This is a genomic window from Lactobacillus johnsonii (assembly GCF_014058685.1).
GTDB lineage: Bacteria > Bacillota > Bacilli > Lactobacillales > Lactobacillaceae > Lactobacillus.
Genome location: NZ_CP059055.1, coordinates 1,496,051 through 1,509,212 on the forward strand (window position 1 = coordinate 1,496,051; position 13,162 = coordinate 1,509,212).

At 33.2% G+C, this 13,162-nt stretch carries 14 protein-coding genes; 5 read left to right on the plus strand and 9 right to left on the minus strand.

The window, feature by feature from the left end:
* Window positions 1-9: 9 nt before the first annotated feature.
* Window positions 10-330, minus strand: coding sequence for a thioredoxin family protein (locus H0I41_RS07145; protein WP_004897816.1), 321 nt, complete (start codon window positions 328-330; stop codon window positions 10-12).
* Window positions 331-464: 134 nt separating this feature from the next.
* Here H0I41_RS07145 and H0I41_RS07150 point away from each other — a divergent pair, with 134 nt between their 5' ends.
* On the plus strand, window positions 465-848 hold the full coding sequence (locus H0I41_RS07150) for a hypothetical protein (protein WP_053107634.1): 384 nt from the start codon (window positions 465-467) through the stop codon (window positions 846-848).
* A gap of 72 nt (window positions 849-920) precedes the next feature.
* Here the strand turns inward: H0I41_RS07150 and trmB are convergent, their stop codons facing one another.
* The 3 genes from trmB to H0I41_RS07165 are packed head-to-tail and all read right to left on the minus strand — an operon-like array spanning window position 921 to window position 3,539.
* Window positions 921-1,577, minus strand: coding sequence for a tRNA (guanosine(46)-N7)-methyltransferase TrmB (gene trmB / locus H0I41_RS07155; RefSeq protein WP_053107635.1), 657 nt, complete (start codon window positions 1,575-1,577; stop codon window positions 921-923).
* Between the two features lie 11 nt (window positions 1,578-1,588).
* On the minus strand, window positions 1,589-2,800 hold the full coding sequence (locus H0I41_RS07160) for an ABC transporter permease (protein ID WP_135014302.1): 1,212 nt from the start codon (window positions 2,798-2,800) through the stop codon (window positions 1,589-1,591).
* Complete coding sequence (locus H0I41_RS07165) at window positions 2,793-3,539, minus strand: ABC transporter ATP-binding protein (protein WP_004897822.1); 747 nt, start codon at window positions 3,537-3,539, stop codon at window positions 2,793-2,795. The genes H0I41_RS07160 and H0I41_RS07165 overlap by 8 nt, the downstream gene beginning before the upstream one ends.
* 95 nt (window positions 3,540-3,634) lie before the next feature.
* On the opposite strand from H0I41_RS07165, the gene H0I41_RS07170 reads away from it, so the two are divergent.
* The 4 genes from H0I41_RS07170 (at window position 3,635) to H0I41_RS07185 (ending at window position 6,011) form a co-directional block, all read left to right on the plus strand.
* Window positions 3,635-4,069, plus strand: coding sequence for an HIT family protein (locus H0I41_RS07170; protein ID WP_135014301.1), 435 nt, complete (start codon window positions 3,635-3,637; stop codon window positions 4,067-4,069).
* 82 nt (window positions 4,070-4,151) lie between these two features.
* Entirely contained in the window at window positions 4,152-4,643 is a 492-nt protein-coding gene (locus H0I41_RS07175) for a hypothetical protein (protein WP_135014300.1), read from the plus strand.
* Window positions 4,643-4,993, plus strand: coding sequence for a YtxH domain-containing protein (locus H0I41_RS07180; RefSeq protein WP_023599858.1), 351 nt, complete (start codon window positions 4,643-4,645; stop codon window positions 4,991-4,993). Before H0I41_RS07175 ends, H0I41_RS07180 begins: the two co-directional genes overlap by 1 nt.
* Before the next feature lie 121 nt (window positions 4,994-5,114).
* On the plus strand, window positions 5,115-6,011 hold the full coding sequence (locus H0I41_RS07185) for a peptidylprolyl isomerase PrsA (protein WP_023599859.1): 897 nt from the start codon (window positions 5,115-5,117) through the stop codon (window positions 6,009-6,011).
* 57 nt (window positions 6,012-6,068) lie between these two features.
* On the opposite strand, the gene H0I41_RS07190 is transcribed toward H0I41_RS07185, so the two are convergent.
* From H0I41_RS07190 to H0I41_RS07210, 5 genes are read right to left on the minus strand one after another with little or no spacing between them, the layout of a single operon-like run.
* A complete protein-coding gene (locus H0I41_RS07190) occupies window positions 6,069-7,046 on the minus strand; it encodes a 3'-5' exoribonuclease YhaM family protein (protein ID WP_004897826.1) in 978 nt (325 codons plus the stop codon).
* Window positions 7,046-9,484 carry an AAA family ATPase gene (locus tag H0I41_RS07195; protein WP_182094601.1) on the minus strand — a complete coding sequence of 813 codons (2,439 nt, stop codon included), beginning with the start codon at window positions 9,482-9,484 and terminating at the stop codon, window positions 7,046-7,048. The genes H0I41_RS07190 and H0I41_RS07195 overlap by 1 nt, the downstream gene beginning before the upstream one ends.
* Window positions 9,465-10,688, minus strand: coding sequence for a metallophosphoesterase family protein (locus H0I41_RS07200; protein ID WP_135014298.1), 1,224 nt, complete (start codon window positions 10,686-10,688; stop codon window positions 9,465-9,467). The genes H0I41_RS07195 and H0I41_RS07200 overlap by 20 nt, the downstream gene beginning before the upstream one ends.
* 5 nt (window positions 10,689-10,693) lie before the next feature.
* On the minus strand, window positions 10,694-11,047 hold the full coding sequence (locus H0I41_RS07205; protein WP_004897829.1) for a YlbF/YmcA family competence regulator: 354 nt from the start codon (window positions 11,045-11,047) through the stop codon (window positions 10,694-10,696).
* A 19-nt stretch (window positions 11,048-11,066) separates the two neighbouring features.
* Window positions 11,067-13,124 carry a PBP1A family penicillin-binding protein gene (locus H0I41_RS07210; RefSeq protein WP_135014297.1) on the minus strand — a complete coding sequence of 686 codons (2,058 nt, stop codon included), beginning with the start codon at window positions 13,122-13,124 and terminating at the stop codon, window positions 11,067-11,069.
* Between the last annotated feature and the right edge of the window lie 38 nt (window positions 13,125-13,162).

Below are 13,162 nucleotides of genomic sequence, written 5' to 3' on the forward strand. Positions count from 1 at the left end.
TTTCCTAGACTATTTGAGAGAGTTAAGGAAGTTTTCTACTTCTTCTTTAGTCTTTCTGTCCTTATTTACTAGTCTACCAATTTCTTTGCCATCTTGGTAGACAACAAAGCTAGGAATTCCAAAGATATTTAATTCTTTGGCTACATCAATTGATCCATCACGGTCAATCTTATAGAATTTTGCATCAGAATTATCTTTTTCAATTTGTGGTAAAAATGGGTCTAAGAAGCGGCAATCTGGGCACCATGTAGCTGAAAATAGTAATACTACTTTTCCATTTTTGGTAATTTCTTTTAACTTCTCAGGAGTTAATTCTTTAATTTCTTCCATTTATCTCACCTTTTCTTACTTTTTATAAGTTATAATTATTTTACATCCTTTTATTTCAAAAATCTAGTCTCAGATCTTTTAGCTTAAATTAAAAACAATCTACAATAAAAATATAGAAAGAAGGTATTAAAATAATGGTTGATATGAATAAGGAATTACTCCATGCCGGTTATCGATTACACTTAGTTTTTGACGAAATGGTTCAAGATATTAGAAAAGATCCTGATAATTGGATTATGATTATTGAAAAAAATATTGACCAAATTTCCTCATTAATTTCTGAATATCATAAAATCGCAGCTACAATTACTACCAATACTCGAAAAAATGGGCTACCTGTCCACTTAAAATCAGCTTCAGATGATACCTTAAAAGTGATGGACGGATTTAATGATGAGATTCTTACTTTTGACAATTTTGTCGAAAACAGTGACCATATCAAAGCCTTTACCAAATTTTTTAGGGCGGTCAATTATACAAACGAATTACTTCTAGAATTAAAATTGCAAAACAAATAATTAGACTAAAAAAGTGCCTAGGATTAAATTTTCCTAAGCACTTTTTTGTCTTTTCAAAATATTTTTAGCAATTTATTTTACAAAATATGCATGCAAGCAGTAAATTGGATTACCCTTAGCTGCAAATTTATGTTCATATTCAGTCTCAACATTTCTTTCAAAAATTTCATCATCTGCGTGATGTAAATCTAGACTCACATAATCAAATTTCATTCCATAATTGTTAAGACTAACTAAACTGTATTCAAACAATCCTCGATTATCTGTCTTAAATTCTAAATGTCCTTCTGGCTTTAAAATTTGACGATACTTATCTAAAAAGCTCTTATAAGTTAATCTACGCTTTTCATGACGTGTCTTTGGCCAAGGATCAGAAAAGTTTAAATAAACAATGTCTACGCTGTTTTCTGGTAAATACATTGCAATATTAGCAGCGTCTGCACACATTAATTGCAAGTTATCGATCTTTTCTTCAAGCTTAGTTCTTAAAATCATCCCTGCAGCTGTTGTTTGAAGTTCTACTCCAATAAAATTCATCTCAGGGTGTTCTTTAGCTAAAGTAGTAATAAACTGACCTTTTCCGGAACCAATTTCAATTGCTAAAGGCTTAGAAAAATCATCGAATCTTTCTTCCCAGTTAATTTTCTTATCTGGATCTGGCTCATTTAAAATTGCTTCTGGATGTTCAGCTACTAATTTTTGAGCCCAAGGTTTATTTCTTAATCTCATTTTTTCACAACCTAATATCTAACTTTTTTAAATAACTGTTCAATTTTACTTGGTAAATAAAAATATAGCAATAAGAATGTTAAGGCAAGTAAAGCAATAATTCCACCAAATGCTTCTAATTTTTGTGGAGAAAAGATTATTATTGCCAAACTAATTAATCCCCATTCAAGTAACATTCCCTTTTGTAGAACTTTTCTTAGTGCCTGTCCTCTAGAAGCAAATGGAATTGGCATTACATGATACATCATATTATGCTCATACACTGTTCCTAAAGGAATCAATTGATAAAGTGTTAAGAAAATTATCAAAGCACCAGTACCAATTGCCCAACCTGCATCTTGTAAGCAGGCAATTAATAAAATTGAAAAAAGAATCATTCTAATCAATAAATTACTGTACTCTGGATCTCGCAATACTACTCTTTGGTAAATAAAAGTATTGGGCGTTTGATCAGTCGTTTTAATTAAGAAGTCTAAATATTTTCTTCTAGAAATTCGAACTTTCTTATCTGGTACATCAGTAAACATACTATAGAAATTATTCAGTAAGTCTACTCTTCTTTCTTCATAATCCAGTGCCTTGTACCAATCAAACATCTTTCCTTGAGGTAAGTAATCTACTCCAACCCACGAAGCAATTGCCACTGTAGTATAAATAATTGGATTAGGATAAGGTCCTAGAAAAGAAAGATATAAGATTAGAAAGTTAATTCCTAGATATAGCCAAGTATTGTAATAATCATATTTGTTAAAATAAAAACTTCTAACGATCAATTTAAATTGAACATTCTTACTGACAATCAAACCAATCACAATAAAAATCAGGCCACCAATTGAAAAGCCAGCTCTCATCGTTGCAAAGGGCAATAAAATTCCTGATACCAGAATAATCAAAACAACAGGCAAGAGCATATTATGTAAATAGAGTGGCTTAAAATAAGCTTTCATTTTATTATCCTGATTAAAAAGAAAATGTTCATCTGCCCGATCAAATAAAGTAGCAAAGTGACCAACTCCCAAAGTTGCAGTCCAAATTAAGGCTAGGAGTGGCTTGTAAAACCAAAGATTATTTGGCCATTTTTTAATATTTTGCGCATACCAAAACATTAAGGCTCCAAATAGAAAAATCAAAGCCAAGATAAAAAAGTCGTTAAAAACTAAAGTCAGATAATGCATCTGTTTTTTGAAGTTTTTATTGAGTCTACTTTTAATTAAATCAGTCATGCTTCTTCACCGTTTCCTGATTTAAAATTTGATATAAACGATCAAATGAATCGCTTGGCTTTAATCCATAAAACTGTCTAATTTCATTTAAACTACCTTCAGTTTCAATCGTGCCATTATTTAAGACAGCAAATGTTTGAACAGCTTCTTGTGCTTCAGCCAAAACATGAGTAGTCATTAAAACCATCTTTTGATCAGCAACAGCTTCTTTAACTAAATCAATAAAATTAGCTACTGCTAAGGGATCAAGACCAGTAAATGGTTCATCTATTACCAACAAGTCCGCATTTGCTAAAAAGCTAGTTACAATCATTACCTTTTGCTTCATCCCTTTAGAAAAGTTAATTGGAAGCCAATCCAGCTTATTTTCTAAACGAAACATTTTGCATAATTCTTTTGCTCGTGCCCAAGCTTGATCATGATCCAAATCATAGGTAAGCATTACTAACTCTAAATGCTCTTTCAAAGTTAATTCTGGATATAAAATTGGGGTTTCTGGAATATAAGCGACCATTTTTTTAAATTCAGCAGGATTTTCGGTTAAGCTTACACCGTTCAAAATTATCTTGCCCTTTTGCATTCTTAATAATCCAAGTAAGTGCTTAATTGTTGTTGATTTACCAGCACCATTTAGTCCAATTAAACCTACAGCTTGTCCAGGTTCAATTGTTAAATTTACATTTTTAATGACATTAATCCCAGAGTATCCTCCAGTTAAATTTTCAATTTTAAGTGCCATTACTTTTTCCTCTCTACTGCAATAAGATACATATTTATGATAGCATGAACATAAGTTAAACTAAATTTTCTTTTCATTAAGAAAGGGGTCTTATCATGACAGAATTAGAAAAGGATTGTTTATTTTGTAAAATCATTAGAGGAGAAATTCCTTCTTACACAGTTTTTGAAAACGATGATGTCAAAGCTTTTCTTGATATTTCTCAAGTAACTAAAGGACATACTCTCATTATTCCTAAGAAGCACTTGGTTAACTTCTTTGACTACAGCCAAGAAGATGCTGCTAGATTTTTACAATATATCCCTGTTATTGCCCAAGCAATTAAGAAGTCTGATCCAACTATTAAAGGATTGAATGTTGAGGTGAACAATGGTGAAATCGCTGGACAAGTTGTAATGCATTCACATATTCATTTAATTCCACGTAGAAGCGAAAATGATCCTGTTTCTACTCCTCACGTAAACAATGCAGACGAATATTCAGAAGAAGATTATCAAGCGGTTACAAACGCTATCAAAAACAATCTATAATACCAGTAATTTTGCCTTTAATGCGGTACAATAAAGGTGGTTATTAAGTTAAAAATTATTGAATAGATAAGAGGTATACATTATGTCTGGATTTTTATTAGGAATTCTTACAGGTACTGTTGCAGGTGGCTTATTGTCATACGCTAAGAATCCATTAAGTGGTAACTCAATTAGAAGTGATGTTAAGGATTCTGCAGATAATTTCACTGATTCCGTTCACCGGGTTAAGGCAATTTATGATGAACTCGAAGAAAAGAGAATGGAACAACCTGAAGAAGAAAATAAGACTGAAGAAACAGATACTACTGAAACTCCAAGTGAAGACGAAGATGTTGAAGTTTCTGACCGCCCTTCACTCAAAGATAAGGCTCATGATTTAGTTGATGCCTTCTCTGCTGCTTCATTCAAAGCCGTTGACCATGATCGTGTCTTTGCTGCAGTTAAGAACAAATTAAATGAAGCAAAAGAAGACCTTGAAGACGCAAGCGATGATGTGAAAGATGCTACTGAAGATGAAGAAAAAGTAGACAGTAACTCTGGCGCAAGCGAAGAAGAACATAAGGAAGAAAATTAATGAAATTTTTTGGAATTGGATTAGGATTAGGCAGCTTAGCAGGGTTAGGAATCTCTCTTCTCCCAAATCCACAAACTGGTCATAAAGTTAAAGAAGATGTTCGGCTCTTTTTAGATGGCACAAAAAATGATGCTTCTTCATTAGTTACCAGTACAAAACAAGCTACGCAAGCTGCCAATGAATTAATGAATAATCTGCCGCAAGCAGAACAAACAGTTAAAGACATACAAAATAACTTAACTGATTTTCAAAGTTCAATTAAACCAGAAGTTGATCAAATGAAAGAAAATGTTTCTAATTTAACTAAAGAAGCAAAAGAAACAGTTGATGGAATTAAAAATGAACTTTAATTTTAAGATTTGTTAGTCTTTTTTATAAATATCAAGAAAACTCTTATTGTCCATTGGGCTAGTAAGAGTTTTTATGTTATATTTGAACTTGTAATTAAGCAAAGGATGTGCAAATTAATATATGAATAAAACATGGAAAAAAGCAGCTACTGTTTTAGCTTTTGCAGGAATTGCCTTAAGCGCTACTGCTTGTTCTGGAAGTAAAGCTGTCGTTACTTATAAGGGCGGTAAAATTACCGAATCTCAATACTATGACAAGATGAAAGAATCTCAAGCAGGTCAATCAACTCTTGCCAGCATGATTGTTTCTGATGCCCTAGAAAGTCAATACGGCAAAGACGTTACACAAAAGCAAGTTGATAAAGAATACAATAAGTACAAGAAGCAATATGGTAGTCAGTTTGACTCAGTTCTTGAACAAAATGGAATGACTGCTTCTACCTTTAAAGATAATTTAAAGACTAATCTTTTAACTGAGGCTGCTTTGAAGCACATCAAGAAGATTACTCCAGCTCAAGAAAAGAAAGCTTGGAAGAATTATCAACCAGAAGTTACTGTACAACACATTCTTGTTTCAAAGAAGAGTACAGCTGAAGACGTCATCAAACAATTACAAGATGGCGGTGACTTCAAGAAACTAGCTAAGAAGTATTCTACTGATACTGCTACTAAGAACGATGCTGGTAAATTACCTGCATTTGACTCAACTGATTCTACTTTAGATTCTAGTTTCAAGACTGCTGCATTTAAACTTAAGACTGGTGAAATCACTACTACTCCAGTTAAGACTCAATACGGCTACCACGTAATTAAAATGATTAAGCACCCTGCCAAAGGTACTTTCAAGGAACACAAGAAACAAATTGATAACCAAATCTATCAATCAATGTCCGAAGATCAGAACGTTATGAGAAGCGTAATTGCTACTGTACTTAAACGCGCTGATGTTTCTATCAAGGATAAAGACTTAAAGAACGTTCTTTCTCAATACGTTTCATCAGATAGTCTTTCAAAATAGAATTTTTACATAATATAAAAAACCAAGGTTAAAATCATCATTAACCTTGGTTTTTATTTACTCTAATTTTGGTGCTTTATCTAAGGCATCATCATTTTTAGGTCTGTAAAATCTCCGATTGTCTTGTGACTTAATGGTTTCAGTAAATTCTCCTGGCTTAGTTTGCTGCAAAGCATTAGTAATTGCATAAACTGTAGCATCTAAATCATCAATTTTATGTAAAACTTCAGCTTCTAGCACTACTGGTCGATGAGCTGCGCCATATTCAGGTAAGCCGTGATGTGACAAAACTAAATGCCGCAAGAGCATTAAATCTTCACTATGCTCATCAATTTTCAATTCATGAGCTGCTAGCATAATCTGCTCATCAATTAAAACTAAGTGTCCAATCAAATTTCCTTCGGCCGTATAAGTTGTGGCTACAGGACCAGATAGTTCAATTACCTTTCCCATATCATGTAAAATGCATCCCGCATATAGAAGTGACCGATCAATTTGAGGATAAGTATTAGCAATTCCTTCCGCATCCCTTAGCATTGAAACAGTATGGAATGCCAGTCCGTTTCTGACGGCATGATGGTTAGATTTGCCAGCTGGATATGAGAAAAACTCTTTATTCCATTTCTTAAGTAAGTAGCGGACAATTCGATTCCAGGTTGGATTTAAGATCTCAAAAACACGTTTATTAATTTCTTCTTCAAGATCTTTTTGTTTAATTGGAGCTGAATGAACAAATTGACTTAAGTCATATCCTTCATTTGGTCCCACTACTCTCAAATCATAAATTCTTATTTGAGGTCTATCTTGATACTCTTCTCGTCTTCCGCTCAATTCCACGATGGTTCCTGGACTAAAAGTATCCGCATCCTGCTGACTAGCGTTCCAAAGATTTCCTCTAATTGTGCCACTTGAATCGCTAAATTGTAAAACTAAGTATTGTTTACCATTTTTACTAGTACGAAGACTTGAATCTTTTAGAAGTAAAACCAAATTCATATCTTCGCCATCATTATAATCAAGCAACCTTTTTATCATTATTGTTCCTTTTCTATTCTTATTGGTTCCATCTCAAGATTAGCTACTAAATCTTGTCGTGCTGTAAAAATTAAAACTTGTATCTTCTGGGCCAACTCTTCTAATAGTTTGACAATATAATTGGTTCTTTGTGCATCAAAGTTTACAAAAGCATCATCAATCAAAATTGGTAAAGCAATTTTATCAGCAACTTGTTCAACAAAAGCTAATTTCAAAGCAAAATATAATTGCTCACTTGTCCCACGAGATAGATATTCAACATCAAACTTTTTACCATCTTTTCTTTTAACTTTAAGTTTTTTATCTAACTGAATATCAACATATCTTCCACCAGTTAAAAGATTGAAATATTTCTTTGCATCTTCAAGCATCTTAGGAAAACGCTCATTTGAGGCTAAATCTAAGCCTCGCGCAATCCAATTGCTAGTTAATAAGTTAGCTAAATATTCTTTAACATTTTCACTCAATGATGTTTCTAGGTCAGTTAATTTTTGTTTTTCAGCAAAATATTTATCAGAATTTGCTAAAACATGCATCTGATTTTCAAGCTTAGCATTTTTTGCATGCAAATCATTAATTTGCTCTTGCTTTTGAGAAATTTGCTTTTCTATTTGATCCTTATTTTCTACTAATTTATTTGGATCTTTTGCAATTTCTTCTAATTGCGCGAGATCGGCTTGCAAATCATTTTGTAATGCTTCTATTTTCAACTTCAATTGTTCTTGCGCTTCGGCTTGTTGCTTTAGCTCAGAAAATTCCGCAAAATCAGTAACTTTACTTGCCGCAAATAAATTAGAAAGATCAATTTTATTCTTAGCTAATTGGTTCTTTTTTTCTTGTAAATGTACTGCCACATCATTTAAATGTTGCTTAGACAAATTATTCTGATCAATCACTTTTTGTAATGAATTTAACTGATTTACAATATCTGAAAATGTCTGAACATTTCTTTGAGTAAAAGGATATAACTCCTGAACAAAAGCTTGAATCTTTTCATTCAAAGAAGCCTGATCTTGATCTAATTGGCTAAGTGTTTGCTTTTTAGATTCAATTTGGACTACTTCATTCCACAAACTACTTAAGTCAATGACGTTAGGATCAAGCCCATATTTTTCAATAAATTCTTGGTCTTTTTGGCTTTTCTTGGCATTAGTTTGCTTTGTCCAAACAAATAGTCCAAGCCCACCTAAAGCAATCATTATTCCCAAGAAACGCACAAACAAGTTGTTAATCGCAATTGCACTGAAAAGTCCTGCAACTAATAAAATTAATGATAAAATTCCTGGCAAATTATTATTTTCTTGCTTTTGACTCTTTAGAGCTTGATAATCGTCCTTTATTTTGTTTCGAGTCTCGCTTGATAATTTGCTTAATTTAACTGCTTCTGGCTGAAACTGTTCATAAGACTCTAAATCTTTCCTGGTAGTCTCAATTTGCCGCTGCAAATCTTTACTTTCACTTTCCCAATGCAAAACTTCAGCCTTATGGTCAACTAATGCTTGAATTTTATCTTTGTTTGATAACTCACTGCTGTTCTTAATTTCATCAAGCTGCATCTCTAAGTTTTTAATATCAGCTGTTAAATCTGAAATTTTATTTTGAATAGCCCGTGCTTTCTCATAACTCTCTTTAGAAAAGGAAACCGGTTGTACTTCTTCTCTAAGTTGCTGATACTGCTTAAAATTAGTTAGCTTTTGCATTAATAGACTAATTTTTTGGTCTTCTTTATTTAATTCAAGTAGTTCAGCTTGAATTTTTTTAAGCTCTTCCTTTTCTTGAGTTAATTTTTCTTCAAGTTCACGATAATCATTAAGTTCACTATTAGTTTGAGCCAAAACTTCTTTTTGTTCTTCAATTTGATTAATTAATTGATTAACTATCGGCTTGCGTCCACTCTTTTTAAAAAGCTTCTGAGCATTACTTGAAAACTCATCTCTTAAATCAAGTAATTTGTGACTTTGTGATGCTCCTAAAAAGTAAATTTGTTCCATTAATTCTGCCTGAGATAATCCATTTACCTCGCGCAGCATATCCTGATTAAAAATAAAGCTGTCAGTATAAAAACTACCATCTATATTTTGGATACGATCAAAAAATACACTCTCTGGCACTTCTTGATCATTTAAACTAACTTTTAAAACCCCCTTCTTAGGATCCCCTTTTGCATATAATCGACTCAAAAGAAAGGTACCATCTGTATCTTCAAAAGTTAAACTTCCGCCCATTGGACTAACATGATCCAAAGGTTGATAATCCTCAAAGAAAGGTGATTTATTAGTTCTTAGGTGAAATCCAAATAGAACTTGCTTAACAAAGGCTACACTTGTACTTTTCCCAGCTTCATTCGCACCTAAAAATATCGTTAAATCTTTGTTCAAATTAAAAGTCACATCATTTAATTTTCCAAAGTGAATAATTTTAATTTGAGTTAACTTCATCATTTATATCCTTTAATTTTTGTCCCAATTTAACCTGTGCTAATTCTTTTACTTCGTCAATAAATTCAGGTTTCTTCAAAATATCAGCAACATAATCACTTTTTTTACTTAAATCACTAGCTAACGCATAAATCTTATCAAGCTCAAAAGTTTCATTTTCAGCTTGATCAAATGCTTCTTTATCCGCTGTTCTAAGTTGAAGCTTTTCATTATTCGTCAGATAAACTTTTACAAGTCTAGAATCAAATTTTAAAGAATTAGAAAGTTGAAGCCAATAATCACTGTCCTTGACTAATTCTAGTTCTTTTTCACTTAAATACTGGGCTCCTTCAATTGTTAAACCAAACAAAGTTTGTTGCACATTTTGCTTAGTCAAAATTTCAACTATTTGTCTTGTTAGATCTTTTTGTGAAATTTCTTGATCCAAAGTTAGGGTTGCCATTTGCCAAATAATTGGTGCCGTTTCAACAAAATCAAGACTTACTTTTTTTGTTGTTTCATCTACTGTACCAATATATACACCTTTACTACCCTGTTCGTTAATGTGTCTACCCTGGAGATTACCACTATAAACAATTAAGGGGTCTTTACTTAAAGTCTGACGTAAATGAATATGACCTAAGGCAAAGTAATTATAATTTAAATCTTTAATTTCAGCCGTTGTAAATGGAGCATAAACGTTTTGATAATTTGTAGTGGTTTTAGTACCCGCATGCATTAAACCAATAGTAAAGTTATCTCCCTTTTTAGGAAATTCACTAATCTTATCAGTTTCGATATGATTATGTTGATAAGAAAATCCAACTACTGTATACGGAAAATCCTCTTTAGTTTTAGATTCAAATTCTTCTACTTCTTCATTAGAGCCTAAAAGTTTGAAGTATGGTGTTTGGGGCAATAACATCTCATCAGGATTCAAATAATCATGATTTCCTAAAATCATCACAACTTGAATTTTTTTATCTGTTAGTCGCTGTATTTCACGACTAAAAAACAATTGACTCTGAGGACTAGGGTGAGCTGAATCAAATGTATCACCAGCAATTAATACTAAATCTACATTTCTATCTAGTGCTGTATCAATTGCTTTAGTGAATGACTTTTGGGTAGATTGTTTAATATTTTTAAATTCATTAGATGGCAAAAAAGATAGTCCTTGAAAGGGACTATCTAAGTGCGCATCTGCTAAATGCATAAATTCCATACTAATTATTTTGCCTTTAAATCATCGTACAAATCGCCAATTGGCTTAGTCATAGCTTGTTGAACGTCGTTGATCATTTGGAAGAGAGCTTGTTCCTTGGTAATCATGTCTTTTAATTCGTCATTATTACGAACTTCTTCATTGATCTTTTGATATTCTTTTTGTGCTTCTTCAGAAAGTGGTTGACCTGAATTTTGAGCAGCTAAAATTTGTTGTTGAAGCTTATCCATTCTTTGGTATAAGTCTAAACTTTCTGGATTATTCTTTAAATTTTCAAGAGATTTCTTCAAATCTTTGAATTGTTCTGTTTCTTGTAAGTCCTTTGCTAATTGATTAGCGTTATCGTAAATATTAACCATTTAAATAAAAACTCCTTTTTTAACGACCTAAAAGTCCTTTAAGATTATTATACCATTCGTTGAACTTAGACCCAGTATCATTGATTCCTTTTTGTACTTGTTGACCTAAATTACCAAGCCAGTCTGAATTTGCACCTGTATCTTTTGCTATCTGTTGGGCACTCTTTTCCTTAAATTGTGTCTGAGAAGTATATGGAAGTAGCCGTTCTAATTCAGATTTATACAAGTGAGTAATTCCAGTTTCTGAAATACCCTCCATATAATGTTCCTGATCAGTCTTATCAAAACCTACCCAAGTTGATAAAACAACATCCGGAGTATAGCCAACGATCCATTGATCTTTTGTACCAAATCCATAACTATCTGGTACCTCAGTTGAACCAGTCTTACCTGCTACTCTAAAACCTGATGGTTGAGCTGATCTCCCAGTTCCTGAAGTAAATACGCCTAAAAGCATTGATGTCATTTCTTTAGCAGTATTAGTTGAAATAATTCTGTGACTACCAGGATTATTGTTTTGAGCAATAACATTTCCGCTAGCATCAGTGATTTTAGTAATACAGTAGGATTGATTTGGTAAATTACCTTCGTTAACAAAAGCACTATAAGCTCTTGCCATCTGCAATGGTGAAACACCAGTTGAAAGTCCACCTAAAGCTAATGCCAAGTTTTGATCACTCTTATTAACGTGAATGCCAAAGTTTTCCACTGATTGAACACCCTTGCTGACACCAATCTTATCTAAAAGCCATACTGCTGGTACATTTTTACTTTGAGCTAGCGCTTCATACATTGGAATCTTATTTGAGTATTGATTATCAACATTCTTTGGCTCATAGCCGTTTTTTCCAAATTTTTGCAGTTTATTAGAAAGTTCAGAATCATAATGATATCCATTCTGCAAAGCTGGTGAATAGACAGCTAGTGGCTTCATAGTCGAACCCGGCTGACGTTTCATCTGGGTAGCACGGTTATAGCCGCGAAAGACATGTTGTCCTCTACCACCAACCATTGCTCGAACAGCTCCAGTCTTTGGATCCATTGCAACACTAGCTCCTTGCACCTTAGTACCATCACTGGCATTTGGTGGGAAATTCCAGCTTTCTTCAAAACTATCTTGCAAGGCAGTTTGATAGCCAGTGTCTAGCGTAGTATAGATCTTCAATCCTTTGTTCATTACGTCTTCTTCTTTTAAGCCATAACGATCTATTGCTTCATCAACCACGGCATCAAAGAAGTAAGGGTAGCGATAGCCATCTTCTTGAGAAAATGTATCATCAAGAGTAAGCGTAGTCTTCTTAGCATTATCAGCTTGTGTCTTAGAAATTTTTCCTGTATCAGCCATCAATCCTAAAACAACATTTCGCCTTGCGATTGCATTATCCATGTGATCAATTGGATTATAGTAGCTTGGACTACGAAGCATACCTGCAATTGTAGCCGCTTCTCCTACCGTTACATCACTAGCATTTTTTCCAAAGTAGCGTCTTGCTGCATCTTGAACCCCCCAAACACCGTTACCAAAATAAGCATTATTCAGATACATTGTTAAGATGTCTTTTTTAGAATAGACACGATTAATTTCGATCGCAAAAAAGAGTTCTTCTAGTTTTCTAGAAAAAGTCTGCTTTTGCGTCAATAATGCATTCTTGGCTAATTGCTGTGTTAAGGTAGATCCACCACCAACAATACCTCGGTGGATTAAACTACTGATGGCTGCTCTTGCCATCCCTTTTACACTAAAACCTGGATTTTTATAAAAAGTCCTGTCTTCTGTAGCGATGACAGCATCTTGAATATAAGGCGATATCTGGTTCAGTTCCACAAAAGATCCCTTTTGTGAGTATAGGGATCCGGCCTTCTGATTTTTATTATCATAAATTGTGGTTGTAGTAGAAAGTGCTGCCTTCATATTAGAGATGTTCGAAGTTTTTACCTTAACGGTATAATATGTACAAACGAACAAACAACAGGACAGTAATATTAAAATTAACCAACGCCAAATTTGAAAACGATGGTTGAAGTTTTTAATCGCTAAATGAACGCGATGCCAAAACTCATGATTTTGGGAATGCATAAAATTAAAACTCCCTTTTCGTCAATAAACCTAATATG